The sequence below is a fragment of the Hylemonella sp. W303a genome, from assembly GCF_046452315.1.
GTDB lineage: Bacteria > Pseudomonadota > Gammaproteobacteria > Burkholderiales > Burkholderiaceae_C > Hylemonella.
The window spans coordinates 306,260-327,393 of sequence record NZ_JBKFDG010000004.1 but is presented as its reverse complement, the minus strand read 5'-3'; the positions used below and the strand labels follow the sequence as shown (position 1 = coordinate 327,393).

Genomic DNA, 21,134 nt, shown 5'->3' with positions numbered 1-21,134 from the left:
CCACGCGCCAGGGGACCTTGGTCTTCATTGGCGACAACCTCACGAAAGGAAACCTTCCATGAAGATTCTCTTGGCCGTTGATGGCAGCGAGTACACCAAGAAGATGCTGGCTTACCTGGCAGCGCACGACACCCTGTTGGGTACCGAGCACCAGTACGTGCTGTTCACGGTGCAGCCGGCAATACCGCCGCGAGCGAGGGCCGCCCTGGGCAAGGAGATCGTGGAGAAGTACTACGCTGAAGAATCTGAAAAGGTGCTCAAGCCGGTCACGAAGTTCCTGGCGCAGCAGGGCATCACACCGAAAGCTGATTGGAAGGTTGGCGGCGCCGGCGAGTTGATCGCCAAGCTAGCCACCAGTGGCAAGTTCGACCTGCTGGTCATGGGATCACATGGTCACGGCACGCTGGGGAACTTGATCCTGGGGTCGGTAGCGACCAAAGTTCTGGCCAATTGCGACGTCCCCGTGCTGATCGTGCGCTGATCCCGGGAACCTGGCTCGGCCACCAGCTCGCCGAGCCAGCGCCTCAGCGGCGCATGTGGGGCTGCACGGCCTCGCCCGCTTCCACCTGCGCCAAGGTGATGCCCATCCATTGGTGGAGGTCGTCCCACATGCGACGGATTTCCACGTTGCGTGGCGTCAGCGTCGCGCTGACCAGCTCCACGGTGACCACCGGCATGCCCTTGTGCACCCCTGCGTAATGCCCTAACGAGCCGGGGAACACACCGAGCTGATTCAGGCTCAAGCGGCCCAGCTTGCGCGGAGGCTCCTGCGGGCCATCGAAGTCCAGCACACCATACGGCGCGTGAATGCTCACGATCAAGTGCGGCCGGAAACGCTGCATCTCCTCGAACAGATACCGGGATTCAGGTTCGCTCAAGGGCTGGACCCCGGGGTAACGGCGCGGGTCCTTGCGGGTGCGCACCGTCCAGTAGTGGGTGGCGTCGTGCTCCCAATTCGGAGTGGGAAAGTTGCGGTTCAAATCCACGCCGTTGGCATTGACGCGGCGTGAGGGCCGATCAAACAAGCCATCCGGGTTCAGCGCCGGAATAAAGCGCCAGAGGATGCCTTGCTCTGGCTCCGCCTGGGCGAACTGAATCCAATGCAGCGGCACCGACGCCGAGGACAATTCGTCCCCGTGGATACCGCCGATGACCAGCACGCGCAAGCGCTGCTTCGCGGTGGGTTCCACGTCGCGCACATAGATCGGTCGACCACGCACGCTACGCCCCGCGCCGTGCTCCAGGCGGGCGGCTTCGCACAGCGCCCAAGTCACGTTGGGCAGGCGGGTCCAGAATTCGTCACAGACCTTGCCCTTGCGCTGTTCCAGCGGGGGAGGAAGATCGCGCTCCACCAAGGTGGCGTAGGGAGGTGCGATCGCCGGTGATGCCCCGGACGCTTGCATCCCCGTGGGTTGGGCCGTCACTTGCGGCGGGTCGGCGGACTGCGCACTGGCGCCGCCTGGGAACGAAGTCCAAGCGGCCAGCGTCACTGCAGTCCACACAAAAAATGCGGCCGAGTGGTCCGCAACAGTCCTGTTCCAAAAGCCCATTCAGGGATTCTAGAACCCGCCGCCACGCCAGTCCGCTCCGATATTCACCCAGTCGGGCGCAGGCCATCGATGTCGGGTCATTTCAGCGGCGTCAGGGGCGCGGCGCCCAAGCCCCCACCGTGGACGGCTCAACGACAGGGTGACAATCTGCTCTGCCATGACGGAACGCAAATCCCACCTCGATACCCCGGCCATCGCCCTGCTGATCGTCTGCTGCGCGTTCTGGGGACTCCAGCAGATCCTGATCAAATCCACCGTGGGCACGATCCCACCGCTGTGGCAAGCCACGCTGCGTTTCGCCGTTGCCACGGCCTTGCTGCTGCTGTGGTGCCGCTGGCGCGGCGTGCCCTTGTTCTCACGTGATCGCACCTTGGGTGCGGGCTTGCTCGCTGGCCTGTTGTTCGCGGCGGAATTCGTCTGCATCTACCTGGGCCTGCGCGACACGAACGCTTCGCGCCTGACGGTGTTCCTCTACAGCGCGCCCTTCGTGGTGGCCTTGCTGCTGCCGCGTTTCGTGCCCGCGGAGCGCCTGCGGGGCCTGCAATGGCTGGGGCTGGGCATCGCTTTCCTCGCCGTGGCGCTGGCTTTCAGCGAAGGCTTTCTGCACGACGGCGCGCAGCACCCCGCGCCGAACCATTTGCGCGGCGACGCGCTGGCCCTGGCCGCCGGCCTGTTTTGGGGCCTGACCACCCTGGTCATCCGTGGCAGCCGCATGGCGACGATCAGTGCCGAGAAAACGCTGTTCTACCAACTGGCCGTCAGCGCTGTGGTGTCGCCCTTGATTTCGCTCGCGTTGGGCGAACCCTGGTCGTTCGATTACCCGACCTGGGCTTGGGGGTCGCTGGCCCTGCAAGCGGGTGTGGGCGCCTTCGCAAGCTACCTGGTCTGGATGTGGATGCTGCGGCACTACCCAGCCACTCAGCTCTCTTCCTTCACCTTCCTCACACCGCTGTGCGCGCTGCTGGCGGGCGTGCTGCTGCTCGGCGAAACGCTGACGCCGCAACTGGTCGTGGCGCTCGTGGGTGTGACACTGGGCATCGTGCTGGTGAACCGCAAGGCCTGAGGACGCGGCCGCTCGGAGCGAAGGGGGCACGACCTGGCCCTTGTTCGAACCTAGAGGCAGGCGTCAGCGACGACCTCAGACCACGCCCGCTTGCCGCAAGGCCGCGATGCGCGCGGCGTCCAGCCCCAACTCGGCCAACACCTGATAGGTGTGTTCGCCCAGCAGGGGCGGCGCATGGCGCAGCACTGGCGGCGTGGCCGCCAGACGCAGAGGGCTGGCCACGGTCTGCAAGGTGTCCACCTGCAGTTGCGCCTGGGCGGCCGGGCTGCAAGGCTGTCTCAAGCGCAGGCCGCGCGCTTGCACCTGGGGGTCCGCGAAGGCCGTGCCGATGTCGTTGATCGGCCCGCAGGGCACGGCTTGGTCGCCCAGCAGCGCCACCCAATCCGCGGTGCTGCGCGTGCGCGTCAACGCGCTGAGCAGCGGAATCAGCACCTCGCGGTGCCGCACGCGCAACGTGTTGCTGGCGTAGCGGGGATCTTGCGCCCATTGCGGCCGACCCGCCGCGACGCAGAAGCGCTGGAACTGCCCGTCGTTGCCGATGGCCAGCAGCATCGCGCCGTCCGCCGTCGGCAGGTCCTGATACGGCGCCAGGCTCGGGTGATTGTTGCCCTGGCGTTGCGGCACGTCGCCAGTGTTGAGGTAGGCCGTGGCCTGGTTGGCCAGCACGGCCATGCCCACGTCCAACAGCGCCATGTCGATGTGCTGGCCCTGGCCGGTGCCGGTCTTGGCGTTGTCGCGCACGTTCAAAGCGGCGAGGATGGCGTTCGCCGCGTACAGGCCAGTGAACAGGTCGGTGATGGCCACGCCCACGCGCAAGGGGCCGCCCCCGGCTTCATGGTCGGGGCGGCCCGTGATGCTCATCATGCCGCTCATGGCCTGGATCATCAGGTCATAACCCGCCCGTTGCGCGTAGGGGCCGTCCTGCCCGAAGCCGGTGATGGAGCAGTAGATCAAGCGTGGATTGAGGGTCTTCAGGCTCTCGTAATCCAGCCCGTACTTTTTCAGCCCCCCCACCTTGAAGTTCTCGACCAGCACGTCGCTCTGTGCCGCCATCTGGCGGACCAGGGCCTGGCCCTCAGGAGTGGCGATGTCGAGAGTCAGGGAGCGCTTGTTGCGGTTGCATGCCAGAAAGTACGTGGACTGCGTGGTGGGTTGGCCCTGCGCGTCGTGCACGAACGGCGGTCCCCAGTGGCGCGTGTCGTCGCCCTCACCGGGTTTCTCGACCTTGACCACGTCCGCGCCCAGGTCCGCCAGCATCTGCGTGCACCACGGGCCCGCGAGCACGCGGGACAGATCCAGGACCTTGAGTCCTTCGAGCGCGCCAGCCATGCTCAATTAAATGCGGAGATGCCGGTCTGCGCACGCCCCAGGATCAGCGCATGGATGTCGTGCGTGCCCTCGTAGGTGTTGACCACCTCCAAGTTGACGAGGTGTCGCGCCACGCCGAATTCGTCGCTGATGCCGTTGCCGCCCATCATGTCGCGGGCCAGCCGCGCCACGTCCAAGGCCTTGCCGCAGGAGTTGCGCTTGAGGATGCTGGTGATCTCCACCGCTGCCGTGCCTTCGTCCTTCATGCGGCCCAGGCGCAGGCAGCCCAGCAGGCCCAGCGAAATCTCGGTCTGCATGTCGGCCAGCTTCTTCTGGATCAGCTGGTTGGCCGCCAACGGACGGCCAAATTGCTTGCGGTCCAGCACGTACTGACGGGCACGAAACCAGCAGTCCTCCGCCGCGCCGAGTGCGCCCCAGGCGATGCCGTAGCGCGCGCTGTTGAGGCAGGTGAACGGTCCTTTCAGCCCTCGCACTTCGGGAAAGGCGTTCTCCTCGGGCACGAACACATCGTCCATCACGATCTCGCCGGTGATGGAGGCGCGCAGGCCCACTTTGCCGTGCACGGCCGGCGCGCTCAAGCCCTTCATGCCCTTGTCGAGCACGAAACCACGGATCGGTCCGGTCTGTCCGCCTTCGCTCACCTCACGCGCCCAGACCACGAACACGTCCGCGATGGGGCTGTTGGAGATCCACATCTTGTTGCCCTTGAGCCGGTAGCCGCCCGCGGTCTTGTGGGCACGCGTCGACATCGAGTCGGGGTCGGAGCCGTGGTCCGGCTCGGTCAGGCCGAAGCAGCCGATCCACTCGCCCCTGGCCAGCTTGGGCAGGTACTTCTGCTTCTGCGCCTCGGTGCCGAATTCGAAGATGGGCACCATCACCAAAGAGCTTTGCACGCTCATCATGGAGCGGTAGCCCGAGTCCACCCGCTCGACCTCGCGCGCGATCAGGCCGTAGGCCACGTAGTTCAGGCCCGGGCCGCCATAGGCTTCGGGAATGGTGGGGCCCAGCAAGCCCAACTCTCCCATTTCTCGGAAGATGGCCGTGTCGGTTTTTTCTTCGCGAAAGGCCTGCGGCATGCGCGCCGCCAGCTTGTCCTGACAGTAGGCCGCCGCTGCGTCGCGCACCATGCGCTCGTCCTCGGTCAGCTGCTGATCCAGCAGGAAGGGGTCGTCCCAGTGGAACGTCGCTTTGTCGGCCATGCGCGGTCTCCTTGAAAGATGGCACTCGGAATGTGGCGGCATGGTAGTGCGCGGGGTGGTTCGCGGCAAACGCGAAATTTTTGTGCAGTCATGCGGAAATAGAATATCTGCCAGACTGGACGTGCCTTATCTCTTTTGGAGCTTCAGGACTCCAAGTCACCCATCATCCTCATTACGCATACCTTCGATGCGCCGCAAGCTGCCCTCCACCCAAGCCTTGGCCTGCTTCGAAGCTGCGGCCCGACACCAGAGCTACACGCGCGCAGCGCAGGAGTTGGCTCTGACTCAAAGCGCCGTGTCGCGCCAGATACTGGCCTTGGAGGACTTCCTGGGTCTGACACTCTTCAACCGCAGTCGCCACGGCGTCGTGCTCACGGCGCAAGGCGCGGCTTACGCACGCCAGGTCGCGCAGCGACTGGCCGCGCTGGAACGCGACACCTTGGACGCCATGGCGCAGCAGGGCGATGGCGCGCACGGCGGCGTGATCGCCTTGGCCGCCGTGGCGACCTTCGCGACGCGATGGTTGATCCCGCGCCTGCCTCGGCTCACGCAGGCGCACCCGGACATGGTGGTCCACATCGAAACCCGTACCCGTCCGTTTCTGTTCGCGGACCAGGAGTTCGATGCGGCTCTCTACGCCGGCACGGCCGATCAGATGCAGCGCTGGGCCGGAACGCAGGCCACGCCTTTGCTGGAAGAGGAGGTCCTGCCGGTGTGCAGTCCCGCGTTGCTGCAGCGCGCGGCGGGCCACCGGTCCGCACCGACCCGCCCTGGCCTGACACCCGCCCAGATCGCCAGCCTGCCTTTGCTTCAACAAAGCACGCGCCCGACCGCCTGGCGGCAATGGTTTGAAGCTCAGGGCGTGGACACGCCACGTGCGATGGCAGGGCCACGCCACGAGCTGTTTTCCATGACCGCCATGGCAGCGGCGCATGGCCTGGGCGTGGCCCTGGTACCCACCATGTTGATCGAGGAGGAGCTGGCTCGCGGCGAACTCGTCATCGCCTGCCCCCGCCCCTTGAAAAGCGGCCGGACGTATTACTACGTCACGCCAGAACCGGACCAGGACCGGATGGAACGAACCGCCGTTGGTCAGCTGCGCGATTGGCTGCGGACACAGGCGCAGGCGCAAGTTACCGCGGAAATCTCGACCTCTGACTGAGCGAACTGCTCGCCCGTCGCTCCTGCGAATTGGCGGGCCAAGCCCAGGTCAGAACTCATCCCAATCGCCATCGTCCGCAGGCGGCTTGGGAGTCGCCGCTGCCGGCAATCGTTTGGACGGCGCCTTAGGAGGCGGCTCCACCTTGGGCGTGGCGGTTTCCGAGGGCGCGGATGGGGTGGCAGCGGGTCGGGGCTTGGGGGCTGGCGTTGCGTTTGCCGTCACCCGTTGCGTTGGGGAGACCCGAGGCACATGCGGTGGAGGCATCTGTGCAGGAAGGGTCACGGCGTCCCCCACATTGAACACCGCCACCGCACTGGCCAAGCGTTGCGCCTGGTCACGCATGGTGGCGGCCGCCGCGGAAGACTCTTCCACCAGGGCTGCGTTCTGCTGCGTCATCTGGTCCAGGTTGCCCACGGCTTGGTTGACCTGGTTGATGCCATCGCGCTGCTCGGCGGCGGCCGTGCTGATCTCGCCGATCAGGTCGGAAACACGTTTGACGCTGTTGACGATGTCGCCCATGCTCTGGCCTGCCTGGCTGACCTGGCGCGAGCCTTCGTCCACGGCCTGCACGGAATTGCTGATGAGCGTCTTGATCTCCTTGGCCGCTTCGGCGCTGCGGCCCGCCAGCGCGCGCACCTCGCCCGCCACCACGGCGAACCCACGGCCTTGCTCACCCGCCCGCGCGGCTTCCACCGCCGCGTTCAGGGCCAGGATGTTGGTCTGGAAGGCGATGCCGTCGATCACGCCAATGATGTCCGAGATCTTCTTGGACGACTCGGTGATCTGCCCCATGCTGACGATGGCTTGCTCAACAATGACGCCGCCATTCTGCGCCGCGCCCGCCGCGCTGCCTGCGAGTTGGTTGGCCTGCACGGCCGTATCGGCCGATTGCGTGATGGTGCTGGTGAGTTCTTCCATGCTGGCCGCGGTTTGCTCCAGATTGGCCGCGGTTTGCTCGGTCCGCGCCGATAGATCGGCGCTGCCCTTGGCGATCTCACCGGCCGCCGCGGTGACGGATTCCACCCCGATGCGCACCTCGGTCACCACGCGCCTCAAGTGGTCGGACATGGTGTCCAGCGCGCGCAGCAGCTGGCCGATTTCGTCCTTGGCGTTCGATTCAAGCCTGGCGGTCAGGTTACCCTCGGCGATGTGCTGGGTCAGGGTCACCGCGTCCTGGACAGGCCGCACGATGGACCGCGTGACCACAATGGCCAGCACCACACCCAACAGCACGGCCAGTGCCACACCCACACTCTGCCCAATCTGGCTGCGCTGGGCCATGACCTGGGCCTCACCCTGGGTCTTGAGCAGCAAGCCGCGCGCGTGATCGGCCACGTCGTCCAGTGATTTGAGGTAGGCCGTCGCCAAGGGCAGCAGGTCCTTGTCGACCACGCTCATGATGTCTTCGCCTGCCTGCTGGCGCTTGATGAGGGCTGCGCGCGCTTCGACGTAGACCTTGCGCTTGGCTGCCACTTCCTCCATCAAGGCCTTGCCCTTGTCGTCGGTGATCAGGGTCACCAGTTCCTTCTGATCCTCGCTGATGGACTTCGACGTGGCCGCCATGTCCTTGGCCAATTGCTCCTGGTAGGCGGTGTCCTTGGTCTTGAGCGCGGCGGAGGCGCGTATCCAGTTGATGGTGGTCTGCGCGCTCCAGCCCTGCGCCAGCAGGGCACGCTGCATCTCCACGGTGGCGATTTCCTCGCTGGTGTTTTTGAGCGTGTCCAGTCGCCAGATGCCGAGCAACGCCACCGCCAGAGTGATGAAAAGCAGGATACCGAAGGCCAGGGCCAAACGGGCGCCGATTTTCAGGTTGGAGAACAACATGAGTTCGCCTTTCCTTAATTTGGTTGAACGCGCAGACCAGGGCCGACGCGATCCTCATCGTTAGCCAATGCAGCTCATGCAAATGGACGCGATCTCATTTTCCGCGTCAACAGTGAAAACCAGGGTGTGCCTTGTCACGCCAGTGCAACCCTCTCGCATGCGCCCATGCGCTTCATCGACCCGCCCGCAATTGTCGGGTGCGTGCCCACGCGCCGCAAGCTGCCGCAAAATCAGCGTTTCACCGAATTCAGAAACTTCGAATGACACACGATCGCGCGCGCGAGACCGCCGAACCCACCAGCCCGGAAACGTCGCTGCGTTTGGATGAGCTAGAAATCAAGGCCAGTTATGCCGAGGATTTGCTAGAGCAACTCAATCTGACGGTGTATCGCCAACAGCAGCAGATCGAGTCGCTGCAAAGGCAAATCGAACATCTGCGCAAGCAATTGCCCGAGCGCGACCCCGCGCAGGGCGCGACTCAACGCGATGCACGCGAGGAGCGCCCACCGCATTACTGACCCAGGGCCTGCTCACACTCATTTCCCAAGTGCGAACAGGCCCTAGGCCCACAGACTCGCCTGAAAAGGTCTGCAGGGATTGCTTTTTTGCAATCGCGGCTTGGCGACGCAAGTCTGTGTTCGGATAATCCGGCGCATCCTCTTTTATCCCTCGCCACCATGACCCCCATCTGGAAGAAGCCCGTCAGCGTCGAGTCGGCCACCCACTACGCGCAAAACACCGCCATCACGCATCTGGGCATCGAGTTCCTGGACGTGGGACCGGACTACATCAAAGCGCGCGTGCCGGTGGACGCACGCACGGTGCAGCCCATGCGCCTGCTGCATGGTGGTGTGTCGGTCGTGCTGGCCGAGACCTTGGGTTCCATGGGCGCTTACTACGCCAGCCCTGAGGGCCATGAAGTGGTGGGCCTGGACATCAACGCCAACCACCTGCGCAGCGCGCGCGCCGGTTGGGTGACTGGGGTGGCGCGCCCCATCCACATCGGACGCAGCACGCATGTCTGGCAAATCGAACTGCGCAACGACGCCGACGAGATGGTCTGCATCTCGCGCATCACCATGGCGGTGTTGACCCCACGCTAACACCGCGTTCATGGCGCGCCCCGTGACCCGGCGGCGCGCTTCTTGGGCTCAGACCAGGCGCTTGATCTTGCGCTTGCGCCAAACCAGGCCGTAGTAGGCGGCCTGCATCAACAGCATGGCGCTGAAGGCGATTGGATAGGCCATCCACACGCCGTCTATGCCCGCATGCCGGCTCAAGAACCAAGCCGCCGGCACTTGGATGAAGGCAATGCTGACGATGGCAATGGCCGTGGGCACCAGCACCGAGCCGCTGGCGCGCATCACGCCGCCGAGCAGGGTGGCGAATCCAAAAACGAGGCAACTCCAAAGCATGATGTGCAGGAGGTTCTGCGCCATGCTCACCACGCGCTCATCGGTGATGAACATCTGCATCAGAGGCCGCGACGCCAGGTAGCCCAGCAGCACCAAGCCCCCCGTGATGAGCAGGTTGAGCAGCAGCCCCGTGCGCGTGATCGCGGCCAGGCGGTCGGAGTGACCGGCGCCGATAGCCTGAGCGCCCAGGATGGAGGCCGTGATCGCGATCGACAGCGCCGGGAACTGCACGTAGTTCACGACCTGATTGACCGCGCCATACGCGGCGGTGGCGTCCGAGCCAAATTCATTGACCAGGGACAAAACGGCGACCTCGGACAGGGCGATCACGATCATCTGAACCGAGGTGGGCAGGCCGATGCGCAGCACCAACTTGAGCCAGTGCCAGTCCGGCCGCAAAGCGCGCAGCAGGCGTGCGTCTGGCGCGAGGGGATGACCGCGCCAGCTCAGGTAAGCGACCAGGTACGCCAGCGCGATGACGAAGGAAAAGATCGCCGCCACGGCGGCCGAGGCCACGCCCAAGCGCGGCAAACCCAGCCAACCCAGAATGAACGCCGGTGTCAGAAGGCAGGAGACGGCCGTGGACAACAGCAAGGCATACAAGGGCGTGACCGTGTCGCCCACACCGCGCAGCAGCTGCGTGTAGAGAATGAATACCAGCAGGGCTGGCATGGCCAGCATCACCGGACGCGCGTAGCCCAAAGCCAAGGGCAGCACGTCCGCAGGCGTGCCCAGCGCCTGGAGCATCGGCTCGGTGTAGAGCCCGCCAAACAGGGCCACCCCCAGGCCGATCAGCAAGCTCAAGCACAGGGCCGCGCCCGCGATGGACTTCACTTTCCCGGGTTCGCGCGCGCCCCAGGCCTGGCCGATCAGCACGGAGGCGCCCGCGCCGATGCCGATGATGAGCGCAATGAAGAAGAACAGGATGGGGAACATGCCCGCCACGGCGGCCAAGGCCTGCGTACCGAGCAACTGACCCACGAAGATGTTGTTGACGGTGCCCGAGAGCGACTGCAACAGATTGGCCAGGATCATCGGCCCGAGGAACAGCAGGAAGATTTTCCACAGGGACCGCGCGACAGGGTCGCTGGCGTGGACAGACCGGGCGGAACTTGTCGCGTGTGTGATGGGCGATTCAGAGTTCATGAAGCAAAGTATGTTGTGGTTGGTTCTGAGGAGGATTCTGAGGCCAGCCCAGATTCGTCCGGACACGATTCCCCAAGATGCCAACAAGCTCCTCGCGAGCGCATTGAGAGGGCGCGCCTTGATTTGGCAACCTGCGCCGTCAAAGATCGGCGACGTTGAAGTCGTGCCGCCCACGCGTCAAGGTCGGCGGGGGACAACGGGACAGAAGAATGGAGTTCGGGAGCCGCCTGAAGCGCTCCCGGGTCTCAGGCTTGGAGGGTCATGGCGTGAATCTACCCGGATTGCCCGGATTCAGGCAATCGCACCCAGCGAGGTTCACCCATCAGGGCGCTCAGTCCGAGGCGCGCTCGCAACGGCCCTGGGCCTGCATGACGCCACGCCAATCGCTTTGCCAGCTCAGCTGGTCCGCGTCGAAGGCGATGCGCTCGTTGTCCAGCGCGGTCAGCACGCGGGCGCCGTATACATTGAAGCTGTAGACCGGCACGCCATCGATCCGCACTTCGGTGATCTTCTTGTCGTCGTGAACCAGCCCCACCGTGCGCACCCACACACTGCGCGCCGGCTGGTAGACGGGCTCGCAGCGGTAGCTGACCAGCTCCTCGGCCCAAGCCCCGGACTGAAAGCCCAGCAAGGGCAGCAACATCCAGGACGCCCGGGTGACGGCACGCGCGACACGCGCAAGGGCCACGATGCAGCGTGCGCGCGCAAACGATTGCTTCACGCTTCTTCCCCACGGCGCAGCCGCTCGCTGCGCCAGTACACGTCGTCACCACCATCCATGCGGTTCAGCACCCGGGCCAGCACGAAGAGCAGATCCGACAGGCGGTTGAGGTACTGCCGGGCTTCGGGGCGCACGGCTTCCCGCGCACCCAGCGCGACCAGCGCTCGCTCCGCCCGACGCGCCACGGTGCGGCACACATGGGCCTGCGCGGCCGCCCGCGTGCCAGCGGGGAGGATGAATTCCTTGAGCCGGGGCAAGGTCTCGTTGTGCTGGGCCAAGGCCTCGTCCAAGGCCAGCACGGCTTGGGACTTGAGCAACTCGAAGCCTGGAATGGACAACTCGCCGCCCAGGTTGAACAACTCGTGCTGCACCTCGACCAACAGCTCGCGGACCCCGTCCGGCAAAGGCTCGCACAGCAGCAGGCCCAGGTGCGAGTTCAACTCGTCCACGTCGCCCATGGCCTGCACGCGCAGGTCATCCTTGGGCACGCGGCTGTTGTCGCCCAGTCCGGTCGTGCCGTCGTCGCCGGTGCGGGTCGCGATCTGGGTGAGGCGGTTGCCCATCGTGGTGGCCTTGGAACAAAGTGAAGAGGGTCATGTCGCAGACCGGGCAAGACAAGGCCCGCATCGGCAAACTGGGCTCGGAGGTCGTCAGCGCGGCATTATCGCCCTCACCCCCCGCCCGCGCAGCCGCCCCTTAGACCCTTAGAGAAAGCATCGCAGGACCACGGCCACGGTGGCGCGGGCGGGGGCGGCGCCGAACTCGCTGTCGGCAGCGCCCCTGCTGCGCGTGTGCAGCAGGCCCAGGTCCCAGCGCTCGTCGACATGCCAGACGGCCTCTGCTTGCCAGAACACGCTGCCGTCGCTGGCGCTGCGGCGCGCGAAGGCGCTCAGGTCCAGGTTGGCCAGGCCCCAGGCCCGGTCCCAACCCAGGCGTGCAAAGGCGTAACGCCGTGTCAGCAGGTCTTGACGCTCCTGCACGTCTTGGCGCAAGGCGCCCAATCGGCCCGCGGCGCGTCCCGTGGCCGCGCGCCAGGCGTCCCACTCGGACTCCGACAGGGCGTCCCCCGCGTAATGTTGCTCCAGGCTCAAGACCGGCCCCCACGGCGTGGTCCATGAGGCACCTGCTGCGAGTCGGTTGAACCAGCGCTCGTTCGCAGCGGTCGTGTCTGCATTCAAGGCGGGCACGGGCCTGCGTTGGCCGCCGCTCCACTCCAGTTGGAGCAACAAGGCGTCGGTGGCGGTCCAAGAAAGGTTGCTGCCAATCTGGGGCGAGTCCTCGTCGCGTGCGTAAGCCGTGAGGTCAACCCCCAGACGCTCGCCGGTGCGTGGAGACAGTCGCAGCAACGCCGCGCGGCGTCGATTGGTGCGCTCCAGACCCAAGGCCCAGGTGTCGTCGTCAAAATGGTCCGTGTCACTGAGCTGAGGCAGCAACGCCAGCTGGACGGAGCCCTCGTCGTAAAGCCATTGCGCACGCACCATCACCGCACCCAGCCGGTTTTCACGCAAGGCGGCGGGGTTCTGCGAGCTGCGCATCACCACGGCGTTCTCGCGCAGGTAGTCGCTCGGGTTGTAGCCCAGACCGACACCCTGGCGCAGGTTGATGCGGCCCGCGTCGATGTACCACGCGGGGGCGGCCTGCGCGCTGAAGTACAGCTCGCGCAAGGCGTTTCGGCGCGTGCCGTCCATGGGGTCGGTGGCGCCCTGATATTCCACGGCCTCCAACCGGTCCGACATGACCCAGCGCCCGCCCTCGCCCACCGGCCACTCACGGCGGAAATCCAACACCGCGCGTCCCAAGCGTTCGGCTTGACCCGCTTCGCGACGCAGGTCCATGCCTTGGGCCCAAGCCTCCAGCTTCAAGCCCAGGCGTTCGTCAGGGGCGGAGGCCTCCACCCCCAAGGCCAGAGAGTCCTGGTCCGGGTCCTGGTCCGGCTCCGCGCCGAGCGCGACCAGCCCCCACGACATCAGGATCGCGGCCCAAAGGGCCGGGCCGGCCTTGAACACGCCCCTTGTTCGGCGTGGCGGGAAGAACTTGTGCATGCCGTCCTCCGCTCCTTCGTCACTGCGCGCGGAAGCGCGGTAAGTAGTCGCGTTGCAGCCAGGCTTCCGGCACTTCGCGCGTCGCGTACTCCGCGCTGCGCATGACCGTGACCCAACCCCCGTCCAGCCCGTCGATGATGACGGTCTCGGTCGGTCGCAAGCGGCCCAAGGTGGTCTCATAACGACGGAAGTAAGCGGTCTTGAGCAGGCGGTCCTCGGCCGAGAAATAACGTGCCATCACGGGGCGGTCATCGGCGGCGTCGACCCACAAGTCCACGCGCGCGTAGGAGACGTCCTCGCGCAGCGCGGTCAAGCGCAGGTGCAGGCTGTCGCGCTGCGCTCCTTCGCCGTCCTTGAGCGTCTCGCGCCCGACCTTCTCCGCGCGGTAGTCGCGCGCGAGCTGGGTGGTCATGACATCGCCGTTGGAGGCTTGTCCCAGCAAGCGCTGCTGCGGAGAGATGCGCACGCTGGCCCGGCTGGAGGGGTCGTAGAACCAGAGGTCCGCGCCGTTGCGCAGCATCAGCTTGCCCGCGTCGCGAGCGGGCGCGACGAACTGCACCAGGTTGCGGTACTGCCCGCTGTCTGGACTGGGACGTGCATAGACGATCAGCGCGGAATTGGCGCTTTGACGGCCCTGGCGGTATTCGGTGAGTTGCAAGCGCACCGAGAAGCTGCCAGGCGGGTTGCGGATGGCATCGGCGGCCTGCAAGATGTGCTCGGCGCTGCGCTCCTCGGCCAGGATGGGCGACGCCAAGGCCGACAACAGCAAGGTGGCGCAGCCACTCAGCCATGCGCGGCGCCTGGGCCTTGGGTGGATTGGATGCTCAGACATGACGCAAAGCCTCCACGATTTGCATGCGCGCGGCGCGATTGGCCGGCAACAACGACGACAGGGCCGCCAGACCGGCAAGCGCCAGCACCGTGCCTAACAAGAGGGTCGGATGGCCGAACACATCCACCCCCACAGGGACCGGCATCACGCGGCCGGGCGGTGTCCAAGACCAACCGGCGCGGTTGATGACGTACTCGCTGAACAGCACGCCAATCAGCACGCCGGCCACCGCCCCCAACAGTCCGATGAGCACCCCTTCGAGAATGAACATGCGGCGCACATGACCCCGCCGAAAACCCAGGGAACGCAGCGTACCGATTTCGCCCACCCGCTCGCCCACCGACATGCCCACGGCATTCGCGACCGAGAACAGCGTGACCGCTCCCATCAGGAAAGCAACGAAGCGGAACATCGCCTCGAACATGCCGACCACTTGCAGGTACTGGGGCTGCACCTCGGTGTAGGGGCGAACCTCGAGGTCATTGCCGCCGGGATGACTGGCCAGCAAGGCCAGCAAGCGGGCTCGTGCGAGTGGCAGTTGTGCCGTGTCGGCCAACTGAACGACGATGGCGGAAGCCCCATGCCCGCCCGGGCCAAACACCAAGCGCTCGGCCAGACCCAAAGGCATGGCCACGAACGAAACATCCAGCTCGCGCACGCCCTGGCGCTCCGTGCGCAAGATGTCCATGCGCACCACACTGGGTGCGCCACCGTGGGTCGACGACAGCAGCTCGATGCCGGGAACGTCTTCACGGGTCGCACCCGCCGTCGGCGCGCGGCCCGGTGCAGCGGTTGCGGCCTGTTGAACCAAGGCTCCGAGATCGGCGGCCATGGCTGCCCCCTCGGGCGCAGACTCCGCAGGCGGACGCAGGCAGTCGCGCAATTCCAGCGCCTCGCACAAGGCAAGCAGCTGGGCCAGCCCCAGACCGATGACCCCGCCCTGAGGCTGGTCAGCGCGCAGCAGATTCGCCCGGGGCGGCAGCGGCAAGCCCGCGCCAGCCCAGGCCAGCATCTCGTCACGGTCGGCGGCGAGCCAACCCGTGCCAGCGAAGGTGCTCGACGCGCCGGCCGCGAAATTGCCCGCCACCCCCTGCACCTGCAGCACGGGCGTGACGACGCGCAGCAGGGGTTGCAGCTCGGCGTCCGCCTGGATGCGGTTGATCCACGCCGCGTGATCGCGGATGGCGTAGCGCGCCGTGTTGCCGCGCCCGAAATCGAGAAAGCCCTTGCGCATGATCTGCAAGTGACCGGTCTCACGCACGGTTTCGGTCTGCAGGGCGCTGATGATGGTGGCGACATAGCCACCAAAGATGACCAGGGCCATCGCGCTCACCGCGAGGGCACCCAAGGTGAGCAGACTGCGACGGCGGTTGCGCAGCAGGTTGCGCCAGGCAAGGTCAAACAGATTCATGGCGGGTCTCCTCCTGGGCGATGGGCACGGTCGGTGCCGCGGGTGATTTGAGGGGCGGGACGATCTGGCCGTCGGCGATGCGCACGCGGACATCCGCAGCCTCGATGAGGGCGGGGTCGTGCGAGGAGAAGACGAAGCTCGCGCCGGTCTCGCGCTGGATGCGGCGCATCAGGGCGATGATGTCGGCGCCGGTCTGGCGGTCCAGGTTGGCCGTGGGCTCGTCGGCCAGCACCAAGGCCGGGGCATTGGCCAGGGCACGCGCGATGGCCACGCGCTGGCGCTGGCCACCGGACAGCTGGTTGGGTCGGCGAGTTTCCATGCCTTGCAGCCCCACCGCCGCCAGCAGCTCGCGTGCGCGCCGCCGACGGGCCTCGCCATCACGCGTCAGCAGGCGCATGGGGTACTCCACGTTTTCCAAGGCGTTGAGCACGGGGAGCAGATTGAAGTTCTGGAAGACAAAACCGATGCGGCGGGCGCGAAAGGCGCTCAGCTCGTCATCGTTCAGCGCTTGCGGCGTGATGCCTTCGATCTCGACTTGACCCGCGTCAGGGCGGTCGATGCACCCAAGGATGTGCAGCAAGGTGCTCTTGCCGCTGCCCGAAGGACCGGCGATCACCGTGAAGCCCCCGGCGGTGATGTCCAGGTCGACGCCGCGCAAAGCGGGCACTTGGACATCGCCCATGCGGTAGTTCTTGCGCAAGCCGCGCAAGCGCGCGATGTGCTGGTGCGCGTGGGTTGTGGAGGGTTCCATGCGACACCTCAACGCAGTTTGACGCGGATGCGGGCACCGTCGGCACCGAGGTCGAAACGCGCGTCACGGAACTCGGGCGGCCCGGCCGTGCCGCGCGCGTCACGGCTGAAGCCATAGGGTTCCTTGGGAATGCCAAACAGACCCCGGTCCAGTTGCAGATTGCCGTTTTCGTCCTGGTAGGCCGAGACCGCGTAGCGACCCGGCTGAAGATTGCGGAAGACCACTTCCACCACGGGCTTGTCCGCGGGCGTGCGCAGACCCGTGAGCACTTGCTGAGGAAAACTCTCCGCCGTGTCGAACAGACCGACCGAGACGACGCCTTGGGTCCCGCGCAAGCCCTCGACCTCGACCACCAGGTCGGCGGCGATCGTGGGCAAGGACGACAAGGCAAACAGGACGCACGCCATGAGGCGGCTGGTGGGCGAATGCATGGGATGACTCCGTGGGTGTTGAGGAGTCGCCATTGCAGCGGGCTGTTTTGTCAGCGATGTATCCCAGGCACCGGATTTTTGTATCGTCGCGCGTCAAGGCATCCGGTCGATACACTGGGATACAAAACCGCTGGCACGCTCGGCGGACAATGCCGCTGCCGCACTTCAAGCGGTAGACATCCAACACACTGGCATGGAACGCAACGACCGAATCCTGGTTGTCGATGACGACCCCGACATCCGAGGGCTGCTGGCCGAGTACCTGGGCGGACAAGGATTGCGCGCGGACTGCGCCGCCGAGGGTCGGCAGATGCGCGCCGCCTTGCGCGCGGGACCCGTGGACCTCGTCGTGCTGGACTTGATGCTGCCTGGCGAGGATGGCTTGAGCCTGCTGCGCTGGCTGCGCGACAGTGAATGGGCCCACTTGCCGGTGCTGATGCTGACAGCGCGCGGCGACAACGTGGACCGCATCATCGGCCTGGAAATGGGAGCGGACGATTACATCCCCAAACCTTTCGAGCCCCGCGAACTGGTGGCGCGCATCCGCGCCGTGCTGCGCCGCACCCGCGCGCTGCCCAGCAGCGCGGGGTCCAGCGAAGACGACGCCCCGTGCCTGACCTTTGGAAGCTGGCGCCTGGACACGGTGGCCCGGCACTTGGTGGACGCGCGCGGCGCCGTGACGCCGCTGTCGGGTGCCGAGTACGCCCTGCTGCGTTTCCTGCTGCGACACCCTCAGCGCATCGTCAGCCGCGACCAGTTGCTGGCCCAGCTGGCGGGACGCGATGCCGAGGTGTATGACCGCAGCATCGACCTGCGGGTGAGTCGCTTGCGGCGACGCCTGGGCGACGACGCGCGCGAACCGGCCTACATCAAGACGGTGCGCAACGAGGGCTATGTCTTTTGCATGGCGGTGACGCCCTGCGCGAAGGCGACACGGTGAAAAAACCCGCCTGGCCTCGCGTCATGCGCTCGCTCACCGCTCGCGTGATGCTGATCCTGGTGCTGGCCACCGTGGTCATCCAGGCGGCCAGCTTCATCACCGTTCTGGCCCTCAGCGCGAACGCCGGGCGCGCGCAGATGTATGCCTTCATGAGCGCCGACATCGCCTTCGTGCAGCGCTTCCTGCGCAGCTTGCCGCCGGATCAGCGCGCCACTTGGCTCCAGAGTCTGGACCGCGGCTATTACGGCTTCGAGCTGATCCAAGGCCAGTCCAGCGCTCCGGGCTGCACCCACCCGCACGCCGGGGAGCTCGCCGACAGCATGCGCGCCCGCTTGGGACCCGACTCGCGGGTCGTGGCCCTGTGCGCCATCCCCGACCAGCCTTTCTTGTCGATGCCCATGGACGAGCAACAGGCCCTGCTCGTGCATTTCGGCGAACGCCCCTTGTCCCTTCCGTCCTGGACCACCGGCTTTGTTTACCTTTGCGCCTTGAGCCTGGCGGTCATGCTGGTCGCCTGGCTCGCGGTGCGGCAGGCCACGCGCCCGCTGTCTCGGCTGGCCACGGCCGCCGATGACTTGGGCCGGGATTTGCACGCGCCGCCCCTGCCGGAGGACGGCCCCGTGGAGGTCGGTCGGGCCACCCAAGCCTTCAACGCCATGCAACGGGCCATCCAGCGTCACGTGGCCGAGCGCACGGAGATCTTGGCGGCCATCTCACACGACCTCAAGACACCACTGACGCGCCTGCGCCTGCGCGCCGAGAACCATGCACCGGCGGACCAACGCCAGCGCTTCGTGGCCGACATCGATGCGATGCGCGCCATGATCCAGGACGGTCTGGACTACGCCGAGAGCGCCAGCCTGCGCGAACCGCGTCAGTGGCTGAACCTCGGGCCACTGTGCGAAGCCATGGCCGAGGACATGCGCGACGCAGGGCAGGACTGCGTGTGCCAAGGCGAAGTCCAGCAGCCCGTCTTGGGCGCACCGCGCGCGCTGCGGCGCGCCTTGCAGAACCTGCTGGACAACGCGGTGCGCTACGGCCAGCGCGCGCGCCTGCGGCTGAACGAGGAGGCGGGGCAGATCGTCATTGGCATCGAGGACGACGGCCCGGGCATTCCGCCGGATCAACTGGAGCGGGTGTTCGACCCCTTTCTGCGCCTGGAGATGTCGCGCAACCGGGACACGGGCGGCTCCGGCTTGGGACTGAGCATCGCGCGCAACCTGCTGCGCGCGCATGGCGGTGACGTGCGCCTGAGCAATCTCGCCCAGGGTGGGCTGCGCGCGGAAGTGCGACTGCCGCTCGCGACGCAAGCCACAGACAAAGCAAGAGGGTCGGCCCAACACCGGGCTTAGTCGGCTGGCGTCACAATCGACGCATGCACAGCGGCTCGCATCGGGCTGTTCGCTTTCCGATCACGCAAACCGCCCGCCCAGACCGTGCCTCCAGGAGACCCGCCATGAACGCACCCCAGACATCCGCCCAACTCCAACCTCAGGCGCGTCAGCGCCCCGTGCCCGCTGCGCTGTTGGAGGCGCTCTCGGCACGCTTTGGCGCGCGCTGCGCCACCGCGCTGGCGGTGCGCGAGCAGCATGGGCGTGACGAATCCGCCTTCACCACCGTGCCGCCCCCTGCCGCCGTGGTCTACGCCGAAAGCACGGCCGACGTGGCCGAGGTGCTGCGCCTGGCCAATGAACATGGCACCCCGGTGATTCCCTACGGCGTGGGCTCTTCGCTTGAAGGTCACCTGCTGGCCATCGAGGGTGGCATCAGCCTGGACGTGAGTCGCATGAACCGGGTGCTGGCCATCCACCCGGAAGACCTGACGGTCACCGTGCAGCCCGGTGTGACGCGCAAACAGCTCAACGAGGAGCTGAAACACCTGGGCCTGTTTTTCTCCGTCGATCCGGGCGCGGACGCGAGCATCGGCGGCATGAGCGCCACCCGCGCGTCCGGCACGAACACCGTGCGTTACGGCGCCATGCGCGAGAACGTGCTGGCGCTGGAGGTCGTCACGCCGCACCCCGAGAACGGCAGCGAAGTCATCCGTACCGGCAGCCGCGCCAAGAAAAGCAGCGCCGGGTACGACCTGACGCGTCTTTTCGTTGGCAGCGAGGGCACGCTGGGCGTCATCACCGAAATCACGCTCAAGGTGTATCCGCTGCCCGAGGCCATCACCGCGGCGGTCTGCTCCTTCCCCGACATCGGCGCGGCCGTGCGCACCACCATCGAGATCATCCAGCTCGGCGTGCCCATCGCGCGCGTGGAGCTGCTGGACGCCAACACCGTGCGCGCGGTCAACAAGCACAGCAAACTCAGCCTGCGCGAAGAGCCGATGCTGCTGATGGAGTTCCACGGCTCGCCCGCCAGCGTGCGCGAGCAAGCGGAGACCGTGCAGGCCCTGGCGGCGGACCAGGGCGGCCAGGCTTTTGAATGGGCCGAGACACCCGAGGAACGCACGCGCCTGTGGACCGCCCGACATGCCGCTTACTTCGCAGGGCTGCAGACCCGCCCCGGCTGCCGGGCCATCACCACCGACGCCTGCGTTCCGATCTCACAACTCGCCACGGCCGTCGTCGAAAGCGTGGAGGAGGCCAACGCCGGCGGCATCCCCTACTTCTTGGTCGGCCACGTGGGCGACGGCAACTTCCACATGGGCTACCTGATTGATCCGGACAGCGCTGAGGAACGCGCGCGCGCCGAACAGCTGAACCACCAATTGGTGCAACGGGCGCTGCGCCTGGGTGGCACCTGCACCGGAGAACACGGCATCGGTCTGCACAAGATGGGGTTTCTGCCCGAGGAAACTGGTGAGGGTGCAGTGCAGGTCATGCGCACGATCAAGCGCGCGCTGGACCCTAAGAACATCATGAACCCCGGCAAGATCTTCGCGCTCTGAGCCCGCAGCGCCACGGTTCCTTAACCGCGGGACGCTGCGTTTTGTCCCGCCCGCGCATGCCGTCAGTTGACGGATCAGCCCATCGCGCGAGAGAAAGAAAAAGGGCGCCGGAAACCGGCGCCCTTGAGTTGTTGAGCCACGGCAGCGAATGCCGTCTCAGCGGAAGAAGCGGTTCTGGATGCCGTTGCCGTCCGTCCAGCTCACGCCCACGGGCGCAAGGTTGTGCGGATTGACCACGATGGCCGCGCGCTCGCTGTTCAGGTAATTGGCGTAATCGGCGCCGCCGAGCGCGGCCCGGGCCTCGTTCAGGACGTCGTCGCCGTTGTCGCCGATGTAGTGGTGCAGTGCGAATTCGATGTACATGCTTGCTCCTTGATGCGATGAAAAACCGCCTTCAGTGTCGAGCAAGCCCTGTCCCGCGT

General features: G+C 66.2%; 21 protein-coding genes. 8 read left to right on the top strand and 13 right to left on the bottom strand.

Annotation, left to right across the window (positions count from 1 at the left end; all coding sequences use genetic code 11):
* Window positions 1–58: 58 nt before the first annotated feature.
* Window positions 59–481 carry a universal stress protein gene (locus ACLBKS_RS09940; RefSeq protein ID WP_410192643.1) on the top strand — a complete coding sequence of 141 codons (423 nt, stop codon included), beginning with the start codon at window positions 59–61 and terminating at the stop codon, window positions 479–481.
* A 43-nt stretch (window positions 482–524) separates the two neighbouring features.
* On the opposite strand, the gene ACLBKS_RS09935 is transcribed toward ACLBKS_RS09940, so the two are convergent.
* Window positions 525–1,490 (bottom strand): M14 family murein peptide amidase A, encoded by a 966-nt coding sequence (locus ACLBKS_RS09935; RefSeq protein WP_410192642.1) that lies wholly within the window; start codon window positions 1,488–1,490, stop codon window positions 525–527.
* Window positions 1,491–1,707: 217 nt separating this feature from the next.
* On the opposite strand from ACLBKS_RS09935, the gene ACLBKS_RS09930 reads away from it, so the two are divergent.
* Window positions 1,708–2,613, top strand: coding sequence for a DMT family transporter (locus ACLBKS_RS09930; RefSeq protein ID WP_410192641.1), 906 nt, complete (start codon window positions 1,708–1,710; stop codon window positions 2,611–2,613).
* A gap of 75 nt (window positions 2,614–2,688) precedes the next feature.
* Here the strand turns inward: ACLBKS_RS09930 and ACLBKS_RS09925 are convergent, their stop codons facing one another.
* Together ACLBKS_RS09925 and ACLBKS_RS09920 are read right to left on the bottom strand one after the other, a co-directional pair.
* Window positions 2,689–3,942, bottom strand: a complete 1,254-nt coding sequence (locus ACLBKS_RS09925; RefSeq protein WP_410192640.1) for a CaiB/BaiF CoA transferase family protein — start codon at window positions 3,940–3,942, stop codon at window positions 2,689–2,691.
* 2 nt (window positions 3,943–3,944) lie between these two features.
* Window positions 3,945–5,141 carry an acyl-CoA dehydrogenase gene (locus ACLBKS_RS09920; protein WP_410192639.1) on the bottom strand — a complete coding sequence of 399 codons (1,197 nt, stop codon included), beginning with the start codon at window positions 5,139–5,141 and terminating at the stop codon, window positions 3,945–3,947.
* A 187-nt stretch (window positions 5,142–5,328) separates the two neighbouring features.
* On the opposite strand from ACLBKS_RS09920, the gene ACLBKS_RS09915 reads away from it, so the two are divergent.
* On the top strand, window positions 5,329–6,303 hold the full coding sequence (locus tag ACLBKS_RS09915) for a LysR family transcriptional regulator (protein WP_410192638.1): 975 nt from the start codon (window positions 5,329–5,331) through the stop codon (window positions 6,301–6,303).
* A 48-nt stretch (window positions 6,304–6,351) separates the two neighbouring features.
* On the opposite strand, the gene ACLBKS_RS09910 is transcribed toward ACLBKS_RS09915, so the two are convergent.
* On the bottom strand, window positions 6,352–8,127 hold the full coding sequence (locus ACLBKS_RS09910; protein ID WP_410192637.1) for a methyl-accepting chemotaxis protein: 1,776 nt from the start codon (window positions 8,125–8,127) through the stop codon (window positions 6,352–6,354).
* A 260-nt stretch (window positions 8,128–8,387) separates the two neighbouring features.
* Between ACLBKS_RS09910 and ACLBKS_RS09905 the strand changes: the two genes are divergently transcribed.
* Complete coding sequence (locus tag ACLBKS_RS09905) at window positions 8,388–8,645, top strand: SlyX family protein (protein WP_410192636.1); 258 nt, start codon at window positions 8,388–8,390, stop codon at window positions 8,643–8,645.
* 159 nt (window positions 8,646–8,804) lie between these two features.
* Window positions 8,805–9,230: a hotdog fold thioesterase gene (locus tag ACLBKS_RS09900; RefSeq protein WP_410192635.1), complete on the top strand. Its 426-nt coding sequence runs from the start codon at window positions 8,805–8,807 to the stop codon at window positions 9,228–9,230.
* 48 nt (window positions 9,231–9,278) lie between these two features.
* On the opposite strand, the gene ACLBKS_RS09895 is transcribed toward ACLBKS_RS09900, so the two are convergent.
* From ACLBKS_RS09895 to ACLBKS_RS09860, 8 genes are all read right to left on the bottom strand, one after another.
* A complete protein-coding gene (locus tag ACLBKS_RS09895) occupies window positions 9,279–10,688 on the bottom strand; it encodes an MATE family efflux transporter (RefSeq protein ID WP_410192634.1) in 1,410 nt (469 codons plus the stop codon).
* A 331-nt stretch (window positions 10,689–11,019) separates the two neighbouring features.
* Window positions 11,020–11,409: a hypothetical protein gene (locus ACLBKS_RS09890; RefSeq protein ID WP_410192633.1), complete on the bottom strand. Its 390-nt coding sequence runs from the start codon at window positions 11,407–11,409 to the stop codon at window positions 11,020–11,022.
* Window positions 11,406–11,972, bottom strand: a complete 567-nt coding sequence (locus tag ACLBKS_RS09885; RefSeq protein ID WP_410192632.1) for a cob(I)yrinic acid a,c-diamide adenosyltransferase — start codon at window positions 11,970–11,972, stop codon at window positions 11,406–11,408. The genes ACLBKS_RS09890 and ACLBKS_RS09885 overlap by 4 nt, the downstream gene beginning before the upstream one ends.
* Before the next feature lie 141 nt (window positions 11,973–12,113).
* Window positions 12,114–13,451 (bottom strand): hypothetical protein, encoded by a 1,338-nt coding sequence (locus tag ACLBKS_RS09880; RefSeq protein WP_410192631.1) that lies wholly within the window; start codon window positions 13,449–13,451, stop codon window positions 12,114–12,116.
* A 19-nt stretch (window positions 13,452–13,470) separates the two neighbouring features.
* Window positions 13,471–14,283 (bottom strand): outer membrane lipoprotein-sorting protein, encoded by an 813-nt coding sequence (locus ACLBKS_RS09875; RefSeq protein ID WP_410192630.1) that lies wholly within the window; start codon window positions 14,281–14,283, stop codon window positions 13,471–13,473.
* Entirely contained in the window at window positions 14,276–15,694 is a 1,419-nt protein-coding gene (locus ACLBKS_RS09870; protein WP_410192629.1) for an ABC transporter permease, read from the bottom strand. The genes ACLBKS_RS09875 and ACLBKS_RS09870 overlap by 8 nt, the downstream gene beginning before the upstream one ends.
* Window positions 15,681–16,445 (bottom strand): ABC transporter ATP-binding protein, encoded by a 765-nt coding sequence (locus ACLBKS_RS09865; RefSeq protein WP_410192628.1) that lies wholly within the window; start codon window positions 16,443–16,445, stop codon window positions 15,681–15,683. The genes ACLBKS_RS09870 and ACLBKS_RS09865 overlap by 14 nt, the downstream gene beginning before the upstream one ends.
* Before the next feature lie 8 nt (window positions 16,446–16,453).
* Complete coding sequence (locus tag ACLBKS_RS09860; RefSeq protein WP_410192627.1) at window positions 16,454–16,876, bottom strand: DUF2141 domain-containing protein; 423 nt, start codon at window positions 16,874–16,876, stop codon at window positions 16,454–16,456.
* Between the two features lie 193 nt (window positions 16,877–17,069).
* Here ACLBKS_RS09860 and ACLBKS_RS09855 point away from each other — a divergent pair, with 193 nt between their 5' ends.
* The 3 genes from ACLBKS_RS09855 to ACLBKS_RS09845 all read left to right on the top strand — a co-directional run bounded on the left by ACLBKS_RS09855 (window position 17,070) and on the right by ACLBKS_RS09845 (window position 20,712).
* The gene (locus ACLBKS_RS09855; protein ID WP_410192626.1) at window positions 17,070–17,816 is read left to right on the top strand and encodes a response regulator; all 747 of its coding nucleotides are present in this window, start codon (window positions 17,070–17,072) and stop codon (window positions 17,814–17,816) included.
* The gene (locus ACLBKS_RS09850) at window positions 17,813–19,168 is read left to right on the top strand and encodes an ATP-binding protein (RefSeq protein WP_410192625.1); all 1,356 of its coding nucleotides are present in this window, start codon (window positions 17,813–17,815) and stop codon (window positions 19,166–19,168) included. The genes ACLBKS_RS09855 and ACLBKS_RS09850 overlap by 4 nt, the downstream gene beginning before the upstream one ends.
* A 104-nt stretch (window positions 19,169–19,272) precedes the next feature.
* Entirely contained in the window at window positions 19,273–20,712 is a 1,440-nt protein-coding gene (locus ACLBKS_RS09845) for an FAD-binding oxidoreductase (RefSeq protein WP_410192624.1), read from the top strand.
* 156 nt (window positions 20,713–20,868) lie between these two features.
* Here ACLBKS_RS09845 and ACLBKS_RS09840 read toward each other — a convergent pair whose 3' ends face one another.
* Window positions 20,869–21,075, bottom strand: coding sequence for a hypothetical protein (locus ACLBKS_RS09840; RefSeq protein WP_006299078.1), 207 nt, complete (start codon window positions 21,073–21,075; stop codon window positions 20,869–20,871).
* Between the last annotated feature and the right edge of the window lie 59 nt (window positions 21,076–21,134).